Below are 25,901 nucleotides of genomic sequence, written 5' to 3'. Positions count from 1 at the left end.
TCCCACCTTCGCGAGCAAGCTCACATCCCACCTTCGCGAGCAAGCTCACATCCCACCTTCGCGAGCAAGCTCACATCCCACCTTCGCGAGCAAGCTCACATCCCACCTTCGCGAGCAAGCCCACATCCCCACCTTCGCGAGCAAGCCCACATGCTCGCCATCGCGTATCGGCCCGCCTCGTCTTCCGCGAGCAGACCGACACGCACACCCCCTCCCGCCGTTCGCGGCCGCTGATTGTCTGACCTCGGCAGATCGGCGGAGCTGTCTCCCCGGACCGCTGGTAATCCGCTGGACGCTCGTCGATAGACTCGCTGAGCCCGGTGGAATTCTTTCGTTCGGCGTTCAGGAGAGAACATGTCTGCCCCACGTCCACCACTGGCGGGATTGGCCGCCGCGGCCGGTGCCGATACCGCGTTGCGGACCGTTTCCGGGATGCTCGGGCGATCGCCGGTGGAGCTGGTGGCGCCGGCGGCGGCGCGGTCGTTCGTCGCGGCGACCATGGCCGTCGAGCAGCCGGTGGTGGTGGTGACCGCGACCGGCCGGGAGGCCGATGACCTGACGCTGGAGCTGGGCGAGATGCTGGGGTCGGCGGTCGCGCAGTTCCCCTCCTGGGAGACCTTGCCGCACGAGCGGTTGTCGCCGGGCGCCGATACCGTCGGGCGCCGGCTCGAGGTGTTGCGGCGGCTGGCGCGTCCGGAGGATCCGGTGTTCCCGGAACCATTGCGGGTCGTGGTGACCACGGTGCGGTCGCTGATGCAGCCGATGGCGAGCGGTCTGGGCGATATCGAACCGATCGTGCTGCGGATCGGCGGGGAAGCCGATTTCGACGAATTGGTCGCGCGGCTGGTCGAATTCGCGTACACGCGCGTGGATATGGTGGGTAGACGCGGCGAGTTCGCGGTGCGCGGCGGCATTCTGGATCTGTTCCCGCCGACCGCGGATCATCCGGTCCGGGTGGAGTTCTGGGGCGACGAGATCACCGAATTGCGGCCGTTCTCGGTGGCCGATCAGCGTTCGCTCGGGGAGACCTCGCTGGAGGTCGTGGTCGCGCCGCCCTGCCGGGAACTGTTGCTCACCGCGGCGGTCCGCGAGCGGGCCGCGGAGGTGGCGGCGGCGAACCCGGCGGATGCCGCGCTGGTGGAGATGCTGGCGAAGCTGGCCGAGGGTATTCCGGTCGAGGGTATGGAGGCGCTGCTGCCGGTGCTGCAGCCCGGTGAACTGCGCTTGCTGACCGAGCAGTTGCCCGATCGCACCCATCTGCTGGTGTGCGATCCGGAGAAGGTGCGCACCCGGGCGGCCGATCTCATGCGCACCGGTGAGGAGTTCCTGGAGGCATCGTGGACCGCGGCCTCCTTCGGGGGTGACGCGCCGCTGGGCGCGCACGGGCTGGATCTGGCGGCGTCGGCCTATCGCCCGCTCTCCGAGATCCGGGCGAGTGCCGATACGCGGGAACTGCCCTGGTGGACGTTGAGCCCGCTGGCGTCCGGGGATCCCGCGGAGGTGGAGTTGCCGGTGCAGGCCGCTCCCACCGCGCGGGGGTCCGACGAACTGGTGGCGACCATTTTCGCGTCGCTGCGCGCGCATGTGACGACCGGCGGTCGCGCGGTGGTGGTGCTGGCCGGCCACGGTACCGCCCAGCGCACCCTGGAACGCCTCGGCGAGGCCGAGGTTCCCGCCGCGCACCTGGAGGCCGGTGCGGAACCGGCGTCCGGGGTGGTCGGGGTGCTGTGCGGGTCGCTGCACGACGGGGTGATCTTCGGGGACGCCGGCCTCGTGGTGGTCGCGGAATCCGATCTCACGGGTAACCGCGTCACCGCGCCGGCCGACGGCAAGCGGCTGCCCGCGAAACGCCGCAACCAGGTCGATCCGCTGGCATTGAACGCCGGGGACATGGTGGTGCACGACCAGCACGGCATCGGCCGGTTCGTGGAGATGATCGAGCGCACGGTCGGCGGTGCGCGGCGCGAATATCTGGTGATCGAATACGCCCCCGGGAAACGTGGTCAGCCCGGCGACCGGTTGTACGTGCCGATGGAATCGCTGGACCAGCTGTCCCGGTATGTGGGCGGGGAGATGCCCAGCCTGTCCAAGCTGGGCGGCGCGGACTGGGCGAACACCAAGCGCAGGGCGCGTAAGGCGGTCCGGGAGATCGCCGGTGAACTGGTGCAGCTCTATGCCGCCCGGCAGGCGGCGCCCGGCCACGCCTTCGGCCCGGACACCCCGTGGCAGCGGGAGATGGAGGACGCGTTCGTCTTCACCGAGACCGTCGATCAGCTCACCGCCATCTCCGATGTGAAGGCCGATATGGAGAAGGCCGTGCCGATGGACCGGGTGGTCTGCGGCGACGTCGGCTACGGCAAGACCGAGATCGCGGTGCGTGCCGCGTTCAAGGCCGTGCAGGACGGGAAGCAGGTGGTGGTCCTGGTGCCGACCACCCTGCTGGCCCAGCAGCATCTGCAGACCTTCTCCGAGCGGCTCGCGGGTTTCCCGGTGACCGTGAAGGGTCTGTCCCGGTTCACCGATCCGGCGGAATCGCGGGAGGTGCTCGCGGGGCTGGCCGAAGGGGAGGTCGATATCGTCGTCGGCACCCACCGGCTGCTGCAGACCGGTGTGCGCTGGAAGAATCTCGGCCTGGTGGTCGTGGACGAGGAACAACGTTTCGGGGTGGAGCACAAAGAGCACATCAAGGCACTGCGCACCCATGTGGACGTGCTGACCATGTCCGCGACGCCGATCCCGCGCACGCTGGAGATGAGCTTGGCCGGTATCCGGGAGATGTCGACCATCCTGACGCCGCCCGAGGAACGGCATCCGGTGCTCACCTATGTCGGCGGCTACAACGACAAGCAGGTCACCGCCGCGATCCGGCGGGAGCTGCTGCGCGACGGCCAGGTGTTCTACGTGCACAACCGGGTGTCCTCCATCGAGAAGGCGGCCGAGCGGATCCGGGATCTGGTCCCGGAGGCCCGGGTCGTGGTGGCGCACGGGCAGATGAACGAGGACACCCTCGAGCGCACCGTGCAGGGTTTCTGGCAGCGCGAATTCGATGTCCTGGTGTGCACCACGATCATCGAGACCGGCCTGGACATCTCCAACGCCAATACGCTGATCGTGGAACGGGCCGATGCGCTCGGCCTCTCCCAGCTGCACCAGTTGCGCGGCCGGGTGGGGCGCAGCCGCGAACGCGGGTACGCCTATTTCCTGTATCCGGCGGAGAAACCGCTCACCGAAACCGCCTACGACCGGCTCGCCACCATCGCGCAGAACTCCGAGCTCGGCGCCGGTATGGCGGTGGCGATGAAGGATCTGGAGATCCGCGGCGCCGGTAACGTGCTGGGCGCCGAACAGTCCGGACATGTGGCCGGTGTGGGTTTCGACCTCTACGTACGGCTCGTCGGCGAGGCGGTGGAGGCCTACCGCGCGGCCGCGGACGGCAAACCGATCACCACCGAGGAGACCAAAGAGGTCCGTATCGACCTCCCGGTGGACGCGCACATCCCGCCCGACTACATCGCCAGCGACCGGCTCCGGCTGGAGGCCTACCGCAAACTCGCCGCCGCCCACGACGATCCGGCGCTGGCCGCGGTGGTGGAGGAACTCACCGACCGCTACGGTCCGCTGCCGGTGGAGGTGGGCCGGCTCGTCTCGGTGGCGAAACTGCGGCTGCTGGCGCGGGAGTACGGGGTCACCGAGATCGCGGTCACCGGGACCACGGTGAAGGTGTCGCCGCTGGCGCTGCCCGATTCGAAACAGATGCGGCTCAAACGGATCTATCCGAGCGCGAACTACCGCGCGGCCAGTTCGGTGGTGCAGCTGCCGCTGCCACGGGTGCAGGACAGTGTCGGCGCCGACCGGCTGCGTGATGTCGCGCTGCTGCAGTATCTCGCCGATCTGTTGCTCGCCCTCGACGGCAAGGCCGCCGGAGCGGTCGATCTCACGGTCGCGACCGAGGTGAGTCCGGCGCGATGAGCGATGCGCGTGCCGACCGGCCCGAGCCGGGTGTGCTCGAATCGGAAACCGCTGTCGTGGCCGCCGGATTGGCCGAAGCGGTCGAGGTGATGGACCGGCTGTGGCGGTTCGGTGGCTGGGAGGTCACTCAGACCCACGATTCGCTGCGGCCGTATCTGCTGGAGGAGACCTACGAACTACTCGACGCCATCCAGCACGAGGACGCCGAGTCGATCCGGGAGGAACTGGGGGATCTGCTGCTGCAGGTGCTGTTCCATTCGCGGATAGCCGAAGCGGCCGGGGAATTCGCCATCGACGACGTGGCCGCCGCGCTGGTCGCCAAACTGGTGAACCGCAGCCCGCATCTGGCCGCGGGCCCCGACGAATACGGTTTCGATGCGGCGGTCACGGTCGAGGAGAAAGTGGCGGCGCAGGAGAAGGCTTGGGAGGAAAAGAAATCCGCGGAGAAGACGCGGCGTTCCTGCCTGGACGGTATCGCCATGGCGCAACCGGCGCTGGCGCTGGCGGAGAAGATCTGTTCCCGCAGCGTGCGGGCCGGTCTCCCAGAGGAGCTGATCCCGGACGATCTGCGTACCGTCCACCTGGGCGGTCCGGAGAGCGCCGAAGAGCGATTGCGCAAGGCCGCCCTCGCCTTCGCTACCGCGATTCGGCAGGCCGAGGACGCTGCCGAAATCCGCCGGGGCGTCCGCCTTCCGTTGTCTGCCGACGACTGGCTCGAGCACTGGCCGGCCGGTGTCCGGCGCGACCGGGCCACCCACTGCGATACAGGTCCCTAGACGTTCACTCCGTAGTCGCGCGCGATACCGGCCAGACCCGAGGCGTAGCCCTGACCGATCGCGCGAAACTTCCATTCGCCCTGCCGGCGATAGAGTTCGCCGAATACCATGGCGGTTTCGGAGGAGGCGTCCTCGGAGAGGTCGTAGCGGGCGAGTTCGGCGCCGGTGTTGAGATCGACTACCCGGATATAGGCGTTGCGGATCTGGCCGAAGGACTGGCCGCGCTGATCGGCATCGTGGATGGAGACCGGGAAGAAGATATTGGTGATCGTCTCCGGCGTATTGGCCAGATCGACATTGATCACCTCGTCGTCCCCGTCGCCCTCGCCGGTGAGATTGTCGCCGGTGTGCTCGATGGTGCCCTCCGGGGACCGGAGGTTGTTGTAGAAGACGAAATGCTGGTCGGAGAGAACCTTCAGATTCGGTCCGGTGGCCAGGGCGCTGGCATCCAGGTCGTAGTCGGCGCCCACGGTGGTGCGCACGTCCCAGCCGAGTCCGACGGCGATCTTGGTCAGGTTGGGGGCCTGTTTGGACAGCGAGACATTGCCGCCTTTGGCCAGGTTGACGCTCATGTTCTCCTTCCCGCGGCGCCTGGGCGCCTGATGATCACGGCGCCGAGCGCCCGGAACCATCGGCGCCGTCGCGCCCGACGACGACCGCGCCGGGTCACCCGATGGGGAGCGCCCCGGACGCGAGGGATGTTGCGGCGCCGGAGTAATCCGGCGATCGGGTGTCGTACCGCACCGCACCGAGTGAAGCGCCGGAAACACCCGAGGTGGTGAGCCGGGCGGTCCGGCTCAGATCTTCTCTTCGTTCTCCGCCCAGGACTTCAGCGTCGACACCCGGTGTTCCAGGGCGCGCAGTTCGCTGTCGTCGAGCACCGTGCGCTGGATCCCCTGCGCGACCGCGAAAGCCGACTGCCGGTGATCGTCGATCACATCCACATCGAGGCGCACCGCCACATAGTCGTCGGCGCCGGGCATCTCCTCGGCGATGACCTTGGCCGCGCCCCGGGCGCACAGCGCCACATTCCCGCCGCCCAGGATGAGCAGCGCCACCTGCGGCCGCTCCCGCAGCCGGGCCAGTGAGCCGCGATCGAATTTGAGACTCAGCAGGATTCGCCGGTCGCCGGCGCGGACCGGCCACGACACCGGGATGGCATGCGGCGCGGGATCGGTGGTGACCAGAACCGCGATAGTCTCCTGCGGCCATTCCGGCAGCGCATCCAGCTCGGGATGGTCGGTTGCGGGATTTTCCGCAGGGCTGATTCCGGCTGCCATAACGTCCCCTCCTGGATCGACGTGGTACGGCGGGGGTGTGCCGTACCACGCACCAGTCTAGAGGTCGGCGGTACGGCGCACCGACAACCCGGGCAGATGAGCCACCGCATCGTGCCCACGGGTGCGAGCAACGGTGTATCACCTGGTGAATTAAGCGAGGTCGCCAGGTGAGTTACTGTAAAAAGAAGACTGCTGGCAATGCTATCCTCGTTCGGTCAGCGTCGCGATGACCGGTAACTTGGTGTTGAGGGTCAGTGCGGAAACCGGGGTGGGGTCCGGGTTTTCGATGGTCAGCTCGAACCGGCGCATAATGGTCGAGAGTGCGAGCTGCATCTCCATCATCGCGAACGCGTTGCCGATACACATGTGTCCGCCGGCGCCGAAGGGCAGGTATACGTTCCGGTCACGGGCGGCGACCGCGTCGGCGGTGAACCGATCCGGGTCGAAGGTGTCCGGCTGGTTCCAACACTCGGGGTTCCGATGTGCGTGGTAATAGCTGAACAGCACCGTAGTGCCCGCCGGGATGCGGTAGCCCCCGATCTCGTCGTCCTCGCCGGCGCGACGTTGTCCCATCCATGCCGGCGGTTTGAGTCGCAACACCTCCTCCATCACCTGCTTGCTGTAGGGCAGCGCGGGCAGGTCGGTCAGGGTGGCGTGCCTGCCGGGCAGTGCGGAGTCGACGTCGTCACGCAGCCGCTGACGCACCTCTGGATGCAATTGCAGCTGCAGAATGGCGGATGTCAGGGCCGAGGAGCTGGTCTCGTGACCGGCGAAGAGCATGGTGACGACCTCGTCGCGCAGCTCCCTGTCGTTGAAATTCTCGCCGGTATCAACGTCCGTGGCGGCCATGAGCATGGCCAGCAAGCCGCTGCTGTCGGTACCGCGCAACTTGTTGATCACTGTGTAGACGATGGCATCCATATCGTCGATCGCCCGCCAGAAGCGGCGGTGGCTCGGCGTCGGAAACTTCAAGGGGAGCAACGGCATCCGCACGAACTTTCCCAATTCGGCATTCAACCGCTGCGTCGCGGTGGAAAAGCCGGTGACTTCCGGACCTAGGGGATCCAATCCGAACAGCGCCCGTACCACGATCCGCAAGGTGAGATGGCTCATCTCCTCGCCGACGTTGATCGTCCGGCCGGCTCGCGCACGTTCGGCCCATCTCTCACACATGGAGTCGATCTCGGCCACCATGACCTCGCTGAGCGCCTCGATCTTCTTGTGGTGAAAGGCGGGCTGGGCGAGGCGCCGGTTGCGTCGCCACTGATTGTGGTCGGCAATGGTCGCTATTCCACGCCCTAGGAATGGTTCGATGAGGTCGTACATCTGGGTCTCGCGGCTGAAGTTCGCCATGCGTTCCTGCAAGATGTACTTGATGTGGTGCGGATGGGTGATCCCGACCATGCTCCCGTTGACCAGCTGGAACTGAAATACGTTGCCGTGCTGAACCATGGAATCGGAGAGGAACGTTATCGGATCGGTGACGAAGCGCCTGGTGTTGCGGAGGCGGCCTGTCACCACCGGGGGAAGCCCGGTGACAGTGGCGGAAGTGGAGGTCACCTCAATAATTAGAACGGATAGCGTGGATACTGGTCATCGTTCGGCAAATATGGCCGGAAGTGCGCTACCGCAGCGGGTTACCCGCCGTCGAAGGCGCGCAACCCGAGCCGTACGTGGCCGCGAATTCGGACCTAACTCACGGCCGCCCGTTGGCGGGGCGTGAGCACTGCGTCCTGTTCGTCCAGCAGGCTGAAGTACTTGCGCAGCATGAGGGCGGCGGTGGCGGCCAGGCCCGCGGTCAGCCCCCACCAGACCCCGGCCGCACCCAGACCCGCCGGATAGGCCAGCACGAGCGCCGTCGGCAGTCCGACGATCCAGTAGCCGACCACCGACAGCCGGAAACCCGCGTTGGTGGCCTGCAACCCGCGCAGCAGGCCGGTGCCGATGTTCTGGGCCGCGTCGAAGAACTGCAGCACGATACCGATCAGCAGCAGCGACCGCGCTACCTCCACGGTCGCGTAATCGGTGGGATCGAGGAACAGGCGCAGCACCAGGTCGGGGACGAAGAAGTAGGCGAGCCCGGTGACCAGCGTGACCACTCCGGCGAACTGCAGCGCCAGCCGGGCCAGGCCCCGGGCGTCCGCGGTCTCGTCTCTGGCGACACTGTGGCTGACCAGGACCGACGCGCCGTGCGAGATGCCGATGGCGATCTGGAACACGATGTAGATCACCTGGTACACGACATTGTGGGCGGCCAGCGCCGCGGGGCCCAGCGCCCCCATGACCAGCGCGAGTACCGAGAACATCCCGGCTTCCGACCCGTAGGTGAGGGCGATGGGCGTGCCCAGCCGCAGTTCGCCGCGTACGGTCGTCATCCGCACCGGCCACGGCCGGATCGGCAGAGTGGCGCCGAGTTCGGGATCGCGGCGCACCATCGTCCAGAACACAGCGAACATGAGCAGGAAAACCAGCGAAGTGGCCACCCCGACACCGGTCGACCCGAGCGCGGGCAATCCGGCCCAGCCGTGGATCAGCGCCAGGGCAAGCACGAGGTTGACCGCGATGGAACCGAGAGTCACCGCCAGCAGCGCCTGCGGCCTCCGCATTCCCACGGTGTACTGGCGCAGCACCTGGAACCACAGGCAGGGCAGCAGGCCGGGAGCCAGCGCCACCATCAACGGCCGGGCCTCGGCCAGCACTCCGGCGTCCTGGCCGAGCCATTGCAGCGACCAGCCCAGCCCGATGAGTACCGCGCCGCCGAGCAGGCCCGCGACGGTGGCGATCAGAAAACTCGACCGCACCACATCGCGGATCTCGGGGTCGGGATCGTCGCCGCGTTTGCCGGCGGCGCCCACTGCGGCGGCGATCTGGTTTCCGCTACCGGTGATCAGTCCGACGCACATGGTGCGGATCTGGTTGAACAGCACCAGCGCCAGACCACCGGCGGCGACCGCGCGCACACCGAGACTGCCCATCAGGGCGATATTGGTGGTGGATACGGCGACCTGCGCCAGCTGGGTGAGCGCGATCGGGGCGGCCAAGGCGGCCAGACCGGCCGGGGCGGCCAGGCGCCGGCCGTCGGGACGAATTCGCGAGAGGGGTGTGCTGATCACCGGGCCCGCACCATGGTGTCCGATTCCTCCGTATGTTCGTGTTCGTCCGGTCGGCCGACTCGGACTGCGTGGGTATTCCCGGCCGCGGCGTCGTTCAAAACGGCCGCCCCCACCGGATGATTGCCGCGGCTCGCGGGGGCGTAGCGCGTCAGCATGACATGGACTTCGCGTTCGGTCTCGATATCGAGCAATTCGCGGGCGGCCATCCAGTCGTCGTCGAAGACGGTGTCGAGATACTTCTCGCCGCCGTCGCAGACGATGGTGACCACGGTGGACCCGGCCGGGAACTCCTCGAGCCGGGTGAGCGCGGCATGGACCGAACCGCCCGCCGAACCGCCGAGCATCAGGCCCAGCTGCCGCGATACCGCGCGGCAGGTGGCGAACGCGGCCCGGTCGGTCACCTTCACGCCCTCGTCGAGCAGGTCGTAGTCCACGGCCGTACCGATGGTGGCACCGGGCGGGGTGCCGGTGCCCGACTGCCAGTACGGCCCGCCCGGTCCGCCGAAAGCGATCGAGCCGACCGGTTCCACGCCGATCACCCGCGGGACACACCCCAGCTGCCGCAGCCGCGTCGCGGTCCCGAACAGGGAACCACCGGTGCCGACCGCGGACAGCAGGATATCGACCCGGTCCACCTCGGCCAGTAATTCCTCGGCCACCGCGTAATAGCCCACGGCATTTGCGTCGTTGTTGTGCTGTTCGGTGAAGAACGCGTCGGGCTGCCCGGCCGCCAGCGCGGCCGCGTAATCCTCACGCGCCGAGGTCGCCAGATTGTCGTCGCCGTCGCCGGCGACGAAAACCAGGTCCGCGCCCATTGCCCGCATCGCCCGTAATTTGTCCTTACTCGCGTGATGGTCGACCACCGCGGTGAAACGATAGCCGCGTTCGGCGGCGACCACGGCGAGACCGAGCCCGGTATTTCCGGATGTGGATTCGATGATATGTCCGCCCTCGCGCAGCAGACCCCGACGCTCCGCGTCGAGAACCATTTCCCGCGCCATCCGGATCTTGGCGGCGCCGGTCGGATTGAACTGTTCCAGCTTGAGGAGTAATCGGGTACCGGACCCGGTGGCGGCCAATTCGAAGAGCGGGGTGCGGCCGATCAGGTCCGTGACACGGGTGACGAGGGACATGGCGGATCTCCTGGGCGTCGATAACGGGTAATGCGAAGAGACCGGGGGCCGACGGTCTCAGTGACGGGATTGATCGAGAGCCCAGCGATACCGGCCGCCCGGCGCTTCGGAGAGCACCACCTTGGGCGGAAGAGGCAATTCGTGAAAGGGCGATTCGTTGGAATCCATCTGATATCCGGCGGTATTCGGATAGATCAGCAGATCGCCGGCCTCGGCCGCGCGGGGTAGCGGGATCCGGCGCCAGCTCAGCATGTCCGATTCGAGACAGGTGGCGGCGCCGACGACCGTGGCGGTCGGGGTCCCGGGGCCGTCCGGCCAGAGCACCGGGTCGGGAAGGTATTCGCTGTCGAACCATTGTTCGGAAAGGCTCAGGCTCGTACCGTCCACGGTCAGGATCCGGTAGGGCTGCCCGTGTTCGTGGCGGGTCTTGCCGCCCTGCACCCGGAACACCGTGCTGCCCGCCCGGTCCAGCAGGGCCCGGCCCGGTTCGACCGCCAGGTTCGTCTCCGTGCGCCGCAAGCGGCCGACGAGATCGTCGCGTCCGAGAATCGCGGTGAGCATGGCGGGGCCGGGTTCGGGAAAGGAATACGGATAGTACGACTCGAACGCTTTTCCGGAATGGAACCAGCGCCGGGTCACGTGTTCCCGGAACTCCCCCCAGTCGGCGGCGGGAACGTAATCGACACCGAACCCGCCACCGATGGACACGGTGGTGGCCGGATGGCCCAGCGACCGTGCGGCGCGACACCGGTCGAGCAATTGCCCGGCCATTTCGGCGCGGGGGATCGGGTCGTAACCGGAGAGATGGAAACTGAACCCCTGCACGGTGATCGACGGATAATCGGCCGATTCGGAGACGGCGTGATCGAGTTCCTCGGCCGACATACCGAACCGGCTTGCCGAGGCCGCGGGCAACGCCCGCAGCAGTACCCGGACCGGGAGGTCCAGGGCGGCCAGGCGTTTCAGCTCGCCGATACTGTCCACGGCGACCAGGCATCCGTGCCGGGCGGCCAGCCAGTGCAGATCGTCGGTCTTCTCGGGCCCGGTGACCAGCAGGTCCGCGCCGCGGATGCCCTGTCCGAGTGCGGCGGTGAGTTCGCCGGTACTGGATACATCGATACCGGCCCCGGCGGTGGCGCAGGCCCGTGCCACACAGGCCGCCTTGTTGGCCTTCTTGCCGTAGTACACCGCGCCGGTGACCCCGGACTCGGTGAACACTCGCTGGAAGCCCCGGATATTGTCGACCACCCGGGCGGGGTACATCAGATGGAAGGGGCCGCCCACCGCGAAAGCGATATCGCCCAGGAGCTGCGGATCGGCGAGGACCCGCTGCTCCCATGGATCGCGATGGGCGGGGACCGGTGCCGCCACGGTGCCCGCGTACCGGCCCGATGATCCCGATCCGGCTCCGGTGGGGACATCGGCTCCGGTCAATCCCATAGCGAGACCTCCGTGCCGCGGCCCTCGGCGATGGCCCGTCCGGCCAGGGCGTGGGCCACCGCGATATCGGTGAGCACCAGACCGCTGTTGTAGACGAAGATCTTCTGGTCCGCCCGCTGCCGGGCGACGGCGCGCCGGCTCAGTATCTGCGGCAGCTCCGCATCCACCCGGCGCAGTTCGCCGTGGTCGTCGGCCATATCGGTGCCGGTCACCGCCATCTGCTCGGCGCTGGTGGCGATCACCCGGTCGGCGGCGTGCAGCGTGGAGGGGGCCAGTCCGTAACCCACCAGCACCACCACCGAACCCGGTTTGAGGTGCTCGGATTCGATGGCCACCTCGGTCCCCGGCCCGGCGGTCGCCAGCACCACATCCGCGTTCCGCGCCGCGGCGTAGGGATCGTCGACATTCTCCAGCAGTGCGTGCGGGGCGTATTCGGCGAGCTGCCGGTGCACCGCCTCGATGCCCTCGGGATGGGTGCCGTACAGCATCAGTTTGCGCAACTGCGGGTTGGCGGCCAGCAGATGCGGTAGCGCGTTGCGGCCCTGGGTGCCGGTGCCGACGAGCAGCACGGTATCGGCGTCACGGTGCACCGTCTCGCGCACCAGCAGCGCCGATACCGCCGGGGTCCGCAGCGCGCCGACCCGCGCGCAGTCCATCATGGCGATGGGCGCGCCGGTGGTGTCGTCGTACAGCGTGATGGTGGTGTAGTAGCGCTTGGTGGTGCGATCGTGCCCGGGGTCGAACTTGTAGGACGTCTTCATGGCGACCACCCGGCGCCGCCCGTCCCGGCCCAGCATCGCGTAGGCGACCGACCAGCCGTCCGGATCGGCCACGCTGAGCTTGCGTGGATTATCGGAATCCCCCGCGGCCAGTGCGATATACGCCTCTTCCACCGCGCGGACCACCTCGGCCGGGGCCACCGGCACATCGGCGAGATCGCCGCGGCTCAGGACGCGCAGGGGGGTCGGCCGGTCACGTGTGCTCAACGGATCCTCGATCATCTACTGCACCGTTCCGCTCTGCCCGCACCCGTGGCGCCGGTAGCGGCGCGAAGGGCGCGATGATTCGCTGACCGTATCCATTCTCCTCGGATTCGGCTGCGCGGCGCGGGCGTTCGGGTAGCCGGATGTTCACTCGTTTGAGCCAGCGGTCGGTGCCGTCGTAGCGCGCGGTGAACGGAACCCGGCCGTGAACTGCGACATCGTTGTCGACCAGGAGCAGTTCACCGGGTTCGAGACAGGCCAGCACGCATACTCGTTCGAGTTCGTTTTCCAGCCGCTGGTAAGCCGCACGGTAGTGCGGGCCGGCGTCGTCGAGGGGGGTGTAGGCGGGGTCGAATCGCATCGTGAGGGCCTCGGGCCTGTCTTCGTCTCCGGGTTCGCACCAGAGTGTGGGCACCGGTACGGCGGTTTCGCGGTCGAAATCTGAGCCGTAGGAGACATCCGGCAGGATCGGCAGAGTGGGGGTGCGCAGCGCGTCCTGTTCCGCGGCCGTGAGGTCCACCCTGCGCACCGACGAGACGGTGGTGCCGACGCGGTCCGGATTGCGCAGGCAACCCAGCAGCAGCAGATTCGCGCGCAGCGGGTGGAAGGCGTCCTCGGTGTGCGGGCTGAGCAGGATGGTGCTGCTGGCCCCGGACTGCTCGAACTCGTGCCCGGCCGCCGGCACGATGTTGTTGACCAGCCGGCCGTCCTGTTGACCGGCCCAGCCGAACGGTTCCCCGGCCGCCGCGGCCAGTAACAGCATGGCGATATCCAGCTCGAATGAGCAGCCGGGGCGCTCGGGCTCGGTAGTCCACGCGGTCGCGCTCTGCCAATCCGGTGGGGTGGGGCCGATTTCGTCGTCGTACAGGGGCAACCGGCGCAGCACACACGCGCCGGCCGTGGTGGCGGGCGGGCGCATCGCGGTGCGGACTGCCGTGGGGAGTTCGCCGGCGCGTGCGGTGATCAGGTCGATCAGGTCGGAGTCGGCGAGGGTGCGCGCGGCAGCTCCCGGCGCGGGGTCCAGTGTGAACGCGATCTCAGCGGCCAGTTCGCGCACCGCCTGTCCGGCGGTCTCGGGTAACTCACGGTGCTCGATATCTTCGATGCTAGGAGGGTGAAGCGTCTTACGTTCGGAGAGAACGCCTTTCACCAAAATTTCCCTTCTCGGAAGCGTTGTTCGGAGTACCGGTGGTGACGAGTCGATGCGAAGTTAGTGCGTTCGCGCACCCGTGGCAAGGGTTGCCTAACTATGGCGTGTGATAGCTTCTGCATATCGCATGCTCGAAGTGCAGGTGGACGGGTGTGCGGGTGCCGATCGCTCGCGTCACGATGAGACGCAGAACACGGTAAGGCTAGCCTGCCCTTGCGGCAAAATCGGCGCGCCGCGCCGGGGAACGAGAGTGACCGTGCCGCAACGAATTCGGCCGGTCCGCCGACCGGCCGACCGGGGTCAGAGACTGTTCGCGAGCAGGGCGTACTGGGCCGCGGTCTTCTGCTCGATCTCGCTCTCGCTGTCGCTGGACACCACGCCCACATACCGCTTGTACGGCACGAAGCAGCGGAACCGGTACTGATGCTGCGGATCACCGGAACTGTTGAGCTGCAGGCATTTCGCGCCCGGAATATCGGCCGGGGCGGGATGGGCGTCGTAGGCCGCACCCGTCGATTCGACGAAACCGTCCACCAGGATCGGCGCACCCGCCGGATCGCGGACCCGGGCCACCGAACTGCCGTCGGCAAAGGCGGTGGCCTCGAATCCGGACTCGTCGAGCAGCCGGGCGCGGGCGGGCTGATCGTCGGCCGAGTTGATCAGATAGTTGCGGCCGTAGACGGCGAACTTGTCGGGATCGGGTACCTGACCCGAGCGGTCGGCGACCACCACCCGCGCGAGTAGGTCCTCCGGGTCCACCCGGAGATCGGGGATATCGGCGAGGGGAGTGGGACTGAACCGGCCGAGCTGGGCGAGCTGCGCGGTGAGGGTTTTGTCCACCCAGGACACCAGATCCTTGCTATCGGCCTTCGGCCGCTGCACGAACAGCGAGATCACGAACTCGTCGTGGGCCAGGAAAGCGCCCACATTGGCGATACCGGGCCGCCAGTGCACCAGCGCGTCGGGGTGCTTCTCCGACTTCAGCCGCCGGTTGTCCGGAGAGACCCCGATATCGGCGTCCTCCAGCTCCTTGGCCGCCTTGGCCGCCGCCGAGGTATCGGGAAAACGCAGAGCCACCACTGTGATCGCGGTGGCGTCGGCCTCCGGGTGGGTCTGGCCCTCCGGGTCGTCGCGATCGGCCCCGCTGGCCGCGTACCCGACCACCATCCGGCGATTCTTCAGCACCGGTGCGGACACATTGGCCAGGAAATCGGTCGCGGCGTCGGTATCGGGCAGCACCTTCGAACCGCGGCCGTATTTCAGGGAGGGATCGACCTGACTGCTGGTGACAACCGCCTCCGACATGCGGATACCCTCCAGCATGGGCCCGTGGTCGCCCGTGGCGGCGGGGTAGCTGAACTTGTCGACCGGGAAGTCGCCGACCGCCAGGGTGCGCACGTCGATCTCGCCCGGGACCGGCGTCCCCGCCAGGGCACCGCATCCGGACAGTGCGGCCGCTACCAGAGCGACGACCGCGGTGACGGTGCTGGCACGCGATATCCGAACCATGGGCTGGCCCCTCGTTCCGATCGAAACTGCGGTGTCGAAGTTACCCGACATACAACGATCTCGGGGAGGGGCGTCGCACGCCGTGCCATACCCTGGACCGGTGGCAGGCCAACCGCAGCGCGACTCCGACGGAAGCTGATCCTCGTGCGGGATCAGCAGGTCGAAGTCGTCGCCGGAGCGCATGCGGCGGCCCGGGTCGCGGGGGCGGTGGTGCTGGTGGCCCATCGCGGTGCGGGCCGGCCCACCGAGCACGCCCCGGCGGTGCGGGCCCTTGTCGAACTGGCCGAACTGGTGCACGAGGCCGCCGTGCGCCGGCCCGACGGCCCGGGCGCACTGATCGCCCGGGAGGCGACCAGATGGCTCATGGCCCGGGCGGACCGGACCAGCCCGGGGACCGCCATCGATTTCGGCATACTCTCCGCCGCGGGCCCGGACCGGGTGGCGATATTCCTGCACGGTGCCGTCACCGCCGTCCTCGACGGGGCGCACAGCGAGTACTACCACGGCCGCGACGCGGTCTTCACCGTCGACCGGGCGGCAGCGATACCGGACCGCGCGGTCGCGCTGTTCGTCGACGACACCGCCGGCGACCCGGATGAGGATTTCCGGCCCGTACTGCCGGCCACCCGAGGTATCGGGCGGCTGGTGGAGGGCCTTGCCGAGGCCGGCGGGGTGATCGCCTGGACGCCGCCCGCCGACCCCGGCGGGACGACCGGTTCCCGGGTGACGGAGACCGGAAGCCGGACGACACCCGAGCCGGCCGCGGAAACCGCGGTGACCGGCGGCACGGCACGGCCCGCGCCCGCGACGCCGCTGGACCCCGACGCTGTGGCCACCGCTGTATCGACGCCACTGCTGGACACGGTCGAACTGTCCGAGCGGGGGAGTAGGTTCCGCGGTGCCCCGGGGGACCCGGAAACCACCGGCGGACCGCGGACCGCGGTCCCGGCCACCGATCCGCATCGGGCACAGACCGAGATCAGCGGGCGGCAGCCGCCGCGCGGCGGTCCGGCGGCCGGCCCCGGGCCCGACGAGACGGCGGACTCCCGGCAGCCGGAGCCGGATGGGCCGCGCCGGACACCCGCACATCCCACCCCGCGTCGGCACCGGCCCTACGCGTCACCCGACGCGCTGCCCGGTCCGCCCGAGCGCGGGACACCCCCGCTGGACCCGGAACTACGGCGCCGGACCGAGGCCACCGCGAAGGGCACCGCGCTCACCGTGAAGGTCATGGGGTTCAAATGCGCGCGCGCTCATCCCACCGATCCCCGGGCGGCCTTCTGCAGCGTCTGCGGTATGCCCGTGGACCAGACCCAGCCGCTGATCGAAGTGGTGCGTCCGCCGCTGGGCATCCTGGTCCTCGACGACGGTGCGACCCATCTACTGGAAAGCGACTCCGTGCTGGGCCGCGATCCGGAACATTCCGAACCCGCGCGCCGCGGGCTCACCCCGCTACAGGTGGTCGACAATTCCGGCGGGATGTCCCGCGCGCACGCGGAGCTCCGCCTGGTGAACTGGGACGTGACGCTGGTCGACCGGGGATCCACCAACGGCACCCGCACCCGGGCCACGGGCTTCCGGGACTGGGTCCGTATTCCGCCGCATCAGCCCGTGGTGCTGGTGCCGGGCACCGAGATCCTGATCGGCCACCGGATGCTGCGGTACGAATCCGCCGCGCCGCCCCCCTTCGGTCTGTGACGCGGGGTTCGTCGCCGCGTTATTCGTACCTGGCGCTGCAGGTGTTCTCGCCGCCGAGCACTCCGGCACGGAAGGCATCCACGCGGGAAAATCCGCTCGGCACCGTTTTACCCTCGACATCGCTGGCGGCCAGGCCGTCGGTCAGCAGGCCCGAGACCGCCTCGTCCAGATCACCGGCGGCCAGCGTGATATCGCCCTCGGCCCGCCCGGATTCCGCCAGCTTCCCGGTGGCCACCCCGGACAGACAGGCCGCCCGCAATCCCGTTTTCGCCCCCACCAGGTCCTGGTCCCGGCTCTGCTGCACCGACAAGGTGTAGCGGGAGATGAACACCACGTAGCCGTTGTAGTCGCCGGTGACCTTCACCGGCAGCGGGACCTCCGAATGATCGGTGGCGGCCCCGCGCTCGGCGAGTCCGCCGATATTGGTGGCGATCGTATTACTGGCCGGGCAATAGGTGACGGGTTCGGTGGAAACGCCGTCGCTGCATTCGATGTCGGCCCCGTCGTAGCGGTAGGTCGGCTCCTGCGGGATCGGCAGGATCACCGACAGGGCCTTGCTCAGTTCCACCAGGCTCCGCTCGGTGATCTCGAACTCCCCGGATGTGCCCTCGAAACTCTGGGGCAGATCACCCCGGCGCTGGTCGATCTCGTCCATATCGATCCCCTTGCACCCCTTGGCGCCGTCGGTGAAACCGATCTGTACCGCCGAAACCCGTTCGAAGGCCGAGCCGTGCACGCTCTCGGGATCGTCGGGGTCCGAATCGCGGATCGCCACCGTGGCGGCGAGGACCGAGTTCAGTCCGTCGGAGGTGTTGATGGTGAAGTAGTCCGATTCCCCCTCGGCCACCCAGCGCATGTACGCCCCGGCGAAACAGTCGGCCTGCTGTTCTTTGACGATCACCGGATCGTCGCGGTCGACGATGTTCGCGTTGTTCTGGATGGCGTGCCCGTATTCGTGGGCGATCACCATCACCACCGACATCTTCCCGAACGTCTCGGTCATGGTGGGCAGCAGCAGCGCCCGGTCCCAGCCGATGGAGTTGTCCAGCCGGCAGTACGCGGCATTCACCATCCGATAGGTCGATTCGGAACAGAACTCCACCGATTCGCGCCGCGACTCCCGGGCACTCCAGGAGATCAATTTGTCGACCGGTTCGAACTCACCCTCGAACTCGGCGTCGTAATGCTGCTCCCAGTACGCCTGGACATCGGTGACCGCGTTCAGCGCGAGGGTATCGACCTCGCCGCCGTCGCCGTGCTCGGCGACGAGGTCCGAGGCCGGCGGGTTCTCCCGGGGACCGCTGGGACCGCTGGTGGTCGGCAGGCCGGCGACCTGGAAGGGATTGTCGTAGATCGATACCGCCCGGCCGTCCACGAAACGGGTACATCCGGTGACCAGCAACAGTGCGCACAGTGCCGAGACGACGGCAGCGGCGGTCGTGAGTTTCGGCATGGATCCTCCCCCATTTCGGCCGGTGCGGGTGCTGCTCGTTGCCTCCGGAGCGGGGAGTTCGCCCCCGCTCGGGGGCACCTCCGATGCCCGGGTAATGGAATAGTATCCGCTGCATGTCTGCACCGGGGGTGCGCACCATCACGGTGCGCCATGATGGAACTGAACGAGTCTTCGACTCGAATCAGCAGATCACTCTGGGCCGTGCGCCCGAGGTGACGCTGTTCGTCGACAGTCCGCTGGTATCACGGGTCCACGCGATATTGGCCTGGCAGTCGGGAGCCTGGGTACTCACCGACAACGGAAGTACCAACGGGGTGTTCGTCGATGCTCGCCGGGTCGGCGGGCCCGTCCCGATCGACCGGCCCACCCAGGTCCGGCTCGGTGACGCCATCAGCGGCCCACTCCTCTGGCTCGTTCCCTCCGGCGTCCCTCAGCAGCAGCCGGCGCGGCCGTCGTCGCCGGCGCGTCCCGTCCCGCCGCAGCGTCCGGCACCACCACCGCCGCCGCGGCCGCAGTCCGGTCCACAGCCGCAGGTCGGACCACACGGCCAGCGCGGTCCGACCCCCGGCCAGCCGTTGCCCGCGCAGCGTCCGGCACCGCAGCAGTGGCCGCCGCACGGTGGACAGCCGCCCCGGCCGCCGCAGATCGCCACCGCGGCCCAGCCGCCTGTCGTCCCGCCCCAGCCCGCCAATGTGAACATGACCGCCAAGGCGAGCGTGGCCGCCGTCCCACCGGTCCGCCACCGCAACATCGAGGGGCCCATCGCCCGCGCCGACCGGATCCCGCCGGGGGGTCTGGCGATCGGGCGGACCCCGGACAACCAGATCGTCGTCAACGATCCACTGGCCTCCCGGAAACACGCGCGCCTGATCGCCGGGTCCGAAGGTCTCGCCCTCGAGGACCTCGGTTCGGCCAACGGAACATTCGTCAACGGTGTTCGGCAGCAGCACACGGTGCTGCGCGAACGCGACATCATCACCATCGGCAATATCGACTTCGAGGTCCAGCAGGGCACGCTGGTGCACCGGCAGCGCCCCGTCGCCGAACAGGGCCTGGCCGTGCACGGGGTCGGGTTCACCGTCGAGGGGAACAAACAACTGCTCGTCGATGTGAACATGCAGGCCGCGCGCGGCACGCTGACCGCGCTGATCGGTCCCTCCGGGGCGGGTAAGTCGACGCTGTCGCGGTTGATCGCGGGTAGCACGCAACCCTCCGGCGGTGCCGTGACCTTCGAGGGCCGTGATCTGCACGCGGAATACGAGGCGCTGCGCTCCCGTATCGGCATGGTGCCCCAGGACGATGTACTGCACCGGCAGCTCACCGTCCGGCAGGCCCTCGGTTTCGCCGCGGAACTGCGACTGCCGCCCGACTCCTCCACAGCCGATCGCCGGGAGGTGATCGACGGTGTGCTGCGCGAACTCTCGCTCACCGAACACGCCGACACCCGGGTCGACCGGCTCTCCGGTGGTCAGCGCAAACGGGCCTCGGTGGCATTGGAGCTGCTCACCGGGCCCTCCCTGCTGATCCTGGACGAACCGACCTCCGGCCTGGATCCCGCATTGGACCGCCAGGTCATGATGATGCTGCGCGAACTGGCCGATGCCGGCCGCGTGGTGATCGTGGTCACCCACTCCGTGGCCTGCCTGGACATGTGCGATCAGGTGGTGCTGCTGGCGCCCGGCGGTAAAACCGCCTACGCCGGAAACCCGGCCGGTGTCGAAGCCGCGCTCGGAACCAGCGATTGGGCCAAGATCTTCGCCGATGTGGCGGCCAATCCGGATGCCGCGTTCGCGCACTACCGATCCCGCCAGGCGGCGCTACCGCCCCCGCCACCGCCCGCGGCACGGCAGGGCGGTGGCGGTTCGCCCCCGCAGTCCGGTGCCTGGAAACAGTTCTCCACGCTGGCGCGGCGGCAGTTGCGGCTGATCCTGGCCGACCGCGGCTACCTCGCGTTCCTGGTGCTGTTGCCGTTCGTGCTCGGTGGGTTGTCGCTGGTGGTGCCGGGACAGTACGGGTTCTCGCCGCCGCCGCTCACCCAGACCGACGACGGGAACTTCGTTCGCGCCGGCAGTTCCGAACCGCAGCAGTTGCTGGTGGTGCTGATTCTGGGCGCCTGCTTCATGGGATCCACGCTCACCGTGCGCGATCTCGTCGGGGAGCGGACCATCTTCCTGCGCGAGCGCGCGGTCGGATTGCGGTCGGGGGCCTACCTGACCGCGAAGATCGTGGTCTTCAGTGTGGCCGCGCTGCTGCAGTCGGGTGTGATGATCGGTTTCGTGCTGCTGGGCAAGAAGCGGCCGGAGGAGGGTTCGGCGCTGGCCATCGGTGGCGCCGAACTCTATATAGATATCGCCCTCACGGCGATCGCGTGTGTGGTGTTCGGGCTGCTGCTGTCGAGTCTGGCGAAATCGAGCGAACAGGTGATGCCGCTGCTGGTGGTGGCGATCATGGGCCTGCTGGTGATGGCCGGTGGCCTCATCCCGGTGACCGACCGGGTGGTGCTGGAACAGATCTCGTGGCTGTTCCCCTCGCGCTGGGGCTACGCCGCCGCGGCATCGACGGTGGATATTCGCTCACTGTTCGTCCAATCGCAACAGGACGCCTTCTGGGAACATACGCGGAGCGCATGGTTCCTGGATATCGGCCTGGTGGTGGTCATCACAGTGGTGCTCGCGCTGCTCACCTGGACCCGGCTGCGGCTGAAGAAGTCCGCGAGATGAGACAGGTGAACGGGCCGATCCACTACCGCCGCCGCTGGTGGGTGGGGGCGGCGAGCGCGTCGACCGCACACCAGGCACACTGATGCCTGTGATGGTGCGAGTTGGGGCGGTACATCTCGGGTGGGATGTGGTGTCCGTGGCCGCGGGCGGATCCGGCGTGCCCATCCGCCCCGTACAGGTCGAGGGAAGCTACAACCCCCCCGCCTATCTGCTGGCCGACGCCTCCGGCCGGCTCTACACCGCCGGCGCGGACCGGCAGCGGCCCGATCTGGGGATGGCGATCCCCGATGTCCGCGACATCCTCGGGCATTCGCAGATCGTCATAGCCGGGGCGACCTGGCCCGCCGAGCTGGTGTTCCGGGCCCGTCTCTACAATCCGCTGGCCGCGGTGGGGACCTATCTGCGGGGTAAACCCGATGTGGTCGCGCTGCCGTATCCCGACGACTGGCCGGACGCGAAGATCGACGCCTACGCCCAGCTGGTCGAGCAACTCGACGTCGAGGTCGAGCCGATCCCGGAATCGATCGCGCTGTCGGGCTATGTCCGCGCGCTCGGACTGGTCCGGCCACCCGATCCCGCCCTGCCCGACGGGGTGGGGGCCACCGCGGTCCATTTCGACGGGCAGGTGGTGGACGGCCGGGCGAATATGCTGGTGGTCGCGGTACACGGGGACGAGGAGCGGCCCACCGAATCGGTGTACGTGCCGATCGACCCCGAATCGACCCGCAACCCCCGCGCCGCCGACGACACCGTGATCGAAGTGATGGCCGCGGCCCGCTCCATCGGCGCCGACAATTCGACGGTCCTGCTCGCCGGGCAGGTGGTGTTCAACGAGACCCTGCGGTTCGCCTTCCGCAACCATCTGGGGCAGCGCCTGAAGAAGGCCGAACATCCCATGCACGCGCTCGTTCTCGGTGCCACACACCTGTTGATCAGCGAGAACGAGGACGACGAGGAGGAGGAGCCGGCGCCCTACCCGCAGCCCGGGCCGAATACGGCGCCGCCGCCGGAGTCCGCCGCGAACTATGCGGTTCCCGGCCGGCCGCCGGTCGGAGCCGTCCCGAACGGGCCCGTTCCGGCACAGAACCCGCCGCCCGGCGCGTACCAACCCGCACCGGGTCCGCACCCGCCGGGTCCGAATCTGTCGGCGCCCGGCCCGCAGGCGGGGCCACTGCCGGCCCGGCCCGAGCCGAATCCTCCGCCTCCCGGTCCCGAGCAGCCCGGGGCCGGCGGTCCGGGACCGGGTCCGATGACGGGTGGCCCGGCGGCACCGCCGCCGGGGTGGCCCGGCCCCTCGCCGTACAGCGTGCCGCAGCCGGACCAGGACGCCACGGTAAAGGTCGACCGCGGGGAGTTGCCGCCACCGATCTCGGGGCCGGCCAGCCGGTTCACCCGGCCACCGGATCCGGCAACCGGTGCGCAATCCGCGGTACCCCCGCCCGCCCGGCCCGGTCCCGCCGGTGATCCCCCGCCCGGTTCGGGGCCGGAGGGCGACCGGGGCAAGGGCAAACTCTGGAACAAGATGAAGGACAATCTGTTCGGCGCCCACGCCGTCATCGGCGTGGCCGCGCTCGCCGCCACGGTGTGGGGCGCGGACGGGGCGGGCACCGCGCAGGCCCATGCCGGAACCGGGCCGGTGATCAACGCCCCGGCGGCACCCGGCGCCGCGGTGTCGACCGCGACGGCCGGATGTGTGCCGATGCCGCGGGTCACGATCGAACCGCGCGGCCGGTCCGCCACCGGGGCCGAGGACGCGGATGATTCCGGCGGTCACCCGCTCTACGCCCGCGTTCCCACGGCCCCCGCGCCCGGGGATTCCGCGCGCCAGGCGGCGCCGGATCCCGGAGCGGCCGCGGAAAGGGGCCCGGCCGAATGCGCGGAACCGGGTATCGACACCCTGCGCTATCTGGTGCCCGGTCTGCCGGGGATCGCCGATCCGGGCCCACCGATCGATATCTGAGCAGCGTCCGGGCGGTTTCCGGGTGACGGCACTTGGCTGGTATCGTGACCGGCTGGTGTGTGGAACGCCGAGGCCCGGGTCTCAACCGGCCGCCGGGAACCCCTCGACCACGCACTGGGCCGGCAGCATCGACGACAGACAGGGAAGCACTGTGCCTACGTACAGCCCGAAGGCGGGTGACGTGACCCGGCAGTGGTACGTCATAGACGCCACTGACGTAGTGCTCGGCCGTCTTGCCGTGCAGGCAGCGAATCTGCTGCGCGGTAAGCACAAGCCGACCTACGCACCGCATATGGATGGTGGCGATTTCGTCGTCATCATCAACGCCGACAAGGTCGCCATCAGCGGCAACAAGCGGCAGAACAAGCTCATCCACCACCACTCCGGGCATCCCGGCGGCCTGAAGTCCCGCACTGTCGGCCAGGTGCTGGATACGCGCCCCGACCGCCTGGTGGAGAAGGCCGTCAAGGGCATGATCCCCAAGAACAAACTCGGCAACGCGATCGCCGGCAAGCTGAAGGTGTACGCGGGCCCGACCCATCCGCACGCCGCTCAGCAGCCCGTTCCGTTCGAGATCAAGCAGGTGGCACAGTGACCGCTCCCGAGGAATTCACCGAATACGACGAAGCGGTCGTCGAAGACGCCGCCGCCGAGGTCCTGGACGAGGGCGAGGTCTACGACGACGACGCCGAGTTCGTCGAGGAGTACGCGGCCCCGCTGGACCGCCCGGTGCAGACCGTCGGCCGCCGTAAAGAGGCCGTGGTCCGCGTGCGCCTGGTGCCGGGTACCGGCAACTTCGTGCTCAACGGCCGCTCGATCGAGGACTACTTCCCGAACAAGGTCCACCAGCAGCTGGTGAAGTCGCCGCTGGTGACCGTCGAGCGTGTCGAATCCTTCGATGTGCACGCCCGCCTGCACGGCGGCGGCCCCTCGGGTCAGGCCGGCGCGCTGCGCCTGGCCATCGCCCGGGCGCTGACCGTGGTCAACGCGGACGACCGTCCCGCGCTCAAGCGCGCCGGGTTCCTCACCCGTGACCCGCGTGCCACCGAGCGCAAGAAGTACGGCCTCAAGAAGGCCCGTAAAGCGCCGCAGTACTCGAAGCGCTGATATCGCCGATGCCGGCTGTCCACCCGCCGTGTGCGGGTGGGCGAGCCGGTGTCGGTTCCGAGAGCAGGCGACCGGCCGGAGTCCGGTCGCCTGCTCTCGTGCTATATCTCCCGCGGTGTTCGTCGGCCGGCCGTTCCGAGGGCAGTTTCGGCAGGCGTCGTCGCGCGCTGTGGACTCACTGACGAGGGGCAAGATATGGGACATCTGTTCGGCACCGACGGCGTGCGCGGGCTCGCCAACGATGCGTTGAGCCCGGAGTTGGCGTTACGGGTTGCCGGGGCGGCGGCGCAGGTCCTGGGTGTGGACCTGCACACGGGTCACCGCAAGGTCGCGGTGGTCGGGCGGGACCCACGCGCCAGCGGGGAGATGCTGGAGGCCGCGGTGACCGCGGGCCTGACCGCCGCGGGAATGGATGTGTTACCGGTGGGTGTGCTGCCGACCCCGGCCGTCGCCTATCTGACCGCTCTGTACGACGCGAGCCTGGGTGTGATGATCTCGGCCTCGCACAATCCCATGCCGGACAATGGAATCAAGATCTTCGCGGCGGGCGGGCACAAGCTCGAGGACGCCGTCGAGGAACGTATCGAGGCCCGGGTGGCCTCCGGTGGGACGGACCGCCCCACGGGCGCGGCGATCGGCCGGGTACTCGGCGCCGACGGGGCGCGGCAACCCGGTACGGGCCTGCCCGACCAGTTCAGTGTGGGCGGGACCCACGAGCGCTATATCGAGCATCTGGTGGAGGCCACCGGCCAGGACCTGAGTGGACTGACCGTCGTGGTGGACTGCGCGCACGGCGCCGCATCGGAGGTCGGTCCGGCGGCCTACCGGGAGGCCGGTGCCCGGGTCATCGCGATCAACGCGGACCCGGACGGGCTCAATATCAATGCCGGTTGTGGGTCGACCCATCTCGAACAGGTGCAGCACGCGGTCCGGGAACACGGGGCCGACCTGGGCCTGGCCCACGACGGCGATGCCGACCGCTGCCTGGCGGTGGACGCCGCGGGCGAGGTGGTGGACGGTGACGCCATCATGGCGATCCTGGCCATCGGTATGCGAGACGCCGGAACTCTGGCCGGGAACACCCTGGTCGCCACCGTGATGAGCAATCTGGGGCTGCATCTGGCGATGCGTGCGGCCGGGATCACCGTCCGCACCACCGGTGTCGGTGACCGTTACGTCCTCGAGGAACTCCGCGGTGGCGGTTACACCCTCGGTGGGGAACAATCCGGCCATGTGGTCTTCCCGCGCCACGGCACCACCGGTGACGGCATCCTCACCGGCCTGCAGTTGATGGCGCGGATGGGGCGCACCGGCGCGCCCCTGGCCGAACTCGCGAGTGTGATCCAGAAGGTCCCGCAGGTACTGGTGAACGTCCCGGTCACGGACAAGGTCGCGGTCACCGCCGATCCCGGGGTCCTCGAGGCCGTCCGTGCCGCCGAGGGGCAGCTCGGAGATACCGGGCGGATCCTGCTGCGTCCCAGCGGAACCGAACAGCTGGTCCGGGTGATGGTGGAAGCCGAGGATCACGAGCGGGCCGAGCAACTCGCCGAGGATCTCGCGAAATTGGTCGCGGCGGTCTGAACCGGTCCGCGGCTCAGGGTGGATCCCTG

Annotated in this window: 18 protein-coding genes; 8 read left to right on the top strand and 10 right to left on the bottom strand. The window is 68.7% G+C overall.

Annotation, left to right across the window (positions count from 1 at the left end):
* Positions 1–354 precede the first annotated feature (354 nt).
* Positions 355–3,969, top strand: a complete 3,615-nt coding sequence (gene mfd, locus ACLML9_RS15895; RefSeq protein WP_411946261.1) for a transcription-repair coupling factor — start codon at positions 355–357, stop codon at positions 3,967–3,969.
* Complete coding sequence (locus tag ACLML9_RS15890) at positions 3,966–4,745, top strand: MazG family protein (RefSeq protein ID WP_411946260.1); 780 nt, start codon at positions 3,966–3,968, stop codon at positions 4,743–4,745. The genes mfd and ACLML9_RS15890 overlap by 4 nt, the downstream gene beginning before the upstream one ends.
* Here the strand turns inward: ACLML9_RS15890 and ACLML9_RS15885 are convergent.
* From ACLML9_RS15885 to ACLML9_RS15845, 9 genes are all read right to left on the bottom strand, one after another.
* The gene (locus ACLML9_RS15885; protein ID WP_411946259.1) at positions 4,742–5,317 is read right to left on the bottom strand and encodes a TerD family protein; all 576 of its coding nucleotides are present in this window, start codon (positions 5,315–5,317) and stop codon (positions 4,742–4,744) included. The genes ACLML9_RS15890 and ACLML9_RS15885 overlap by 4 nt on opposite strands.
* A 225-nt stretch (positions 5,318–5,542) precedes the next feature.
* Positions 5,543–6,025 carry a hypothetical protein gene (locus tag ACLML9_RS15880; protein WP_411946258.1) on the bottom strand — a complete coding sequence of 161 codons (483 nt, stop codon included), beginning with the start codon at positions 6,023–6,025 and terminating at the stop codon, positions 5,543–5,545.
* Positions 6,026–6,226: 201 nt separating this feature from the next.
* Complete coding sequence (locus ACLML9_RS15875) at positions 6,227–7,543, bottom strand: cytochrome P450 (RefSeq protein WP_411946257.1); 1,317 nt, start codon at positions 7,541–7,543, stop codon at positions 6,227–6,229.
* A 173-nt stretch (positions 7,544–7,716) separates the two neighbouring features.
* On the bottom strand, positions 7,717–9,135 hold the full coding sequence (locus ACLML9_RS15870; RefSeq protein WP_411946263.1) for an MATE family efflux transporter: 1,419 nt from the start codon (positions 9,133–9,135) through the stop codon (positions 7,717–7,719).
* Positions 9,135–10,271 (bottom strand): PLP-dependent cysteine synthase family protein, encoded by a 1,137-nt coding sequence (locus ACLML9_RS15865; protein WP_411946256.1) that lies wholly within the window; start codon positions 10,269–10,271, stop codon positions 9,135–9,137. The genes ACLML9_RS15870 and ACLML9_RS15865 overlap by 1 nt, the downstream gene beginning before the upstream one ends.
* A gap of 57 nt (positions 10,272–10,328) precedes the next feature.
* Positions 10,329–11,711, bottom strand: coding sequence for an alanine racemase (locus ACLML9_RS15860; RefSeq protein ID WP_411946255.1), 1,383 nt, complete (start codon positions 11,709–11,711; stop codon positions 10,329–10,331).
* Positions 11,702–12,712 carry an ornithine cyclodeaminase family protein gene (locus tag ACLML9_RS15855; RefSeq protein ID WP_411946254.1) on the bottom strand — a complete coding sequence of 337 codons (1,011 nt, stop codon included), beginning with the start codon at positions 12,710–12,712 and terminating at the stop codon, positions 11,702–11,704. The genes ACLML9_RS15860 and ACLML9_RS15855 overlap by 10 nt, the downstream gene beginning before the upstream one ends.
* Positions 12,684–13,844, bottom strand: a complete 1,161-nt coding sequence (locus tag ACLML9_RS15850) for a TauD/TfdA family dioxygenase (protein ID WP_411946253.1) — start codon at positions 13,842–13,844, stop codon at positions 12,684–12,686. The genes ACLML9_RS15855 and ACLML9_RS15850 overlap by 29 nt, the downstream gene beginning before the upstream one ends.
* A 300-nt stretch (positions 13,845–14,144) precedes the next feature.
* The gene (locus ACLML9_RS15845; protein ID WP_411946252.1) at positions 14,145–15,353 is read right to left on the bottom strand and encodes a hypothetical protein; all 1,209 of its coding nucleotides are present in this window, start codon (positions 15,351–15,353) and stop codon (positions 14,145–14,147) included.
* 144 nt (positions 15,354–15,497) lie between these two features.
* Between ACLML9_RS15845 and ACLML9_RS15840 the strand changes: the two genes are divergently transcribed.
* Positions 15,498–17,051, top strand: coding sequence for an FHA domain-containing protein (locus ACLML9_RS15840; protein ID WP_411946251.1), 1,554 nt, complete (start codon positions 15,498–15,500; stop codon positions 17,049–17,051).
* Positions 17,052–17,070: 19 nt separating this feature from the next.
* Here ACLML9_RS15840 and ACLML9_RS15835 read toward each other — a convergent pair whose 3' ends face one another.
* The gene (locus ACLML9_RS15835; RefSeq protein WP_411946250.1) at positions 17,071–18,504 is read right to left on the bottom strand and encodes a metallopeptidase; all 1,434 of its coding nucleotides are present in this window, start codon (positions 18,502–18,504) and stop codon (positions 17,071–17,073) included.
* A 113-nt stretch (positions 18,505–18,617) separates the two neighbouring features.
* On the opposite strand from ACLML9_RS15835, the gene ACLML9_RS15830 reads away from it, so the two are divergent.
* From ACLML9_RS15830 to glmM, 5 genes are all read left to right on the top strand, one after another.
* A complete protein-coding gene (locus tag ACLML9_RS15830; RefSeq protein ID WP_411946249.1) occupies positions 18,618–21,224 on the top strand; it encodes an FHA domain-containing protein in 2,607 nt (868 codons plus the stop codon).
* 91 nt (positions 21,225–21,315) lie between these two features.
* Positions 21,316–23,184 (top strand): hypothetical protein, encoded by a 1,869-nt coding sequence (locus tag ACLML9_RS15825; RefSeq protein WP_411946262.1) that lies wholly within the window; start codon positions 21,316–21,318, stop codon positions 23,182–23,184.
* Between the two features lie 151 nt (positions 23,185–23,335).
* Entirely contained in the window at positions 23,336–23,779 is a 444-nt protein-coding gene (rplM, locus tag ACLML9_RS15820) for a 50S ribosomal protein L13 (RefSeq protein WP_411946248.1), read from the top strand.
* Entirely contained in the window at positions 23,776–24,291 is a 516-nt protein-coding gene (rpsI, locus tag ACLML9_RS15815; protein WP_411946247.1) for a 30S ribosomal protein S9, read from the top strand. Before rplM ends, rpsI begins: the two co-directional genes overlap by 4 nt.
* A 195-nt stretch (positions 24,292–24,486) precedes the next feature.
* Positions 24,487–25,872 carry a phosphoglucosamine mutase gene (gene glmM / locus ACLML9_RS15810; protein WP_411946246.1) on the top strand — a complete coding sequence of 462 codons (1,386 nt, stop codon included), beginning with the start codon at positions 24,487–24,489 and terminating at the stop codon, positions 25,870–25,872.
* The last annotated feature ends 29 nt before the right edge of the window (positions 25,873–25,901 follow it).

The sequence above is a fragment of the Nocardia sp. NPDC002869 genome (assembly GCF_046764065.1).
GTDB lineage: Bacteria > Actinomycetota > Actinomycetes > Mycobacteriales > Mycobacteriaceae > Nocardia > Nocardia rhamnosiphila.
Note: the sequence above shows the minus strand (reverse complement) of the source record. Positions and strands in the feature narration are given on the sequence as shown.

Coding starts and splice junctions, on each gene's coding strand:
- mfd (WP_411946261.1), top strand. CDS start 355: ATGTCTGCCCCACGTCCACCACTGGCGGGATTGGCCGCCGCGGCCGGT.
- ACLML9_RS15865 (WP_411946256.1), bottom strand. CDS start 10,271: ATGTCCCTCGTCACCCGTGTCACGGACCTGATCGGCCGCACCCCGCTC.
- ACLML9_RS15860 (WP_411946255.1), bottom strand. CDS start 11,711: ATGGGATTGACCGGAGCCGATGTCCCCACCGGAGCCGGATCGGGATCA.
- ACLML9_RS15855 (WP_411946254.1), bottom strand. CDS start 12,712: ATGATCGAGGATCCGTTGAGCACACGTGACCGGCCGACCCCCCTGCGC.
- ACLML9_RS15880 (WP_411946258.1), bottom strand. CDS start 6,025: ATGGCAGCCGGAATCAGCCCTGCGGAAAATCCCGCAACCGACCATCCC.
- ACLML9_RS15830 (WP_411946249.1), top strand. CDS start 18,618: ATGTCTGCACCGGGGGTGCGCACCATCACGGTGCGCCATGATGGAACT.
- ACLML9_RS15835 (WP_411946250.1), bottom strand. CDS start 18,504: ATGCCGAAACTCACGACCGCCGCTGCCGTCGTCTCGGCACTGTGCGCA.
- ACLML9_RS15845 (WP_411946252.1), bottom strand. CDS start 15,353: ATGGTTCGGATATCGCGTGCCAGCACCGTCACCGCGGTCGTCGCTCTG.
- ACLML9_RS15890 (WP_411946260.1), top strand. CDS start 3,966: ATGAGCGATGCGCGTGCCGACCGGCCCGAGCCGGGTGTGCTCGAATCG.
- ACLML9_RS15825 (WP_411946262.1), top strand. CDS start 21,316: ATGGTGCGAGTTGGGGCGGTACATCTCGGGTGGGATGTGGTGTCCGTG.
- glmM (WP_411946246.1), top strand. CDS start 24,487: ATGGGACATCTGTTCGGCACCGACGGCGTGCGCGGGCTCGCCAACGAT.
- ACLML9_RS15885 (WP_411946259.1), bottom strand. CDS start 5,317: ATGAGCGTCAACCTGGCCAAAGGCGGCAATGTCTCGCTGTCCAAACAG.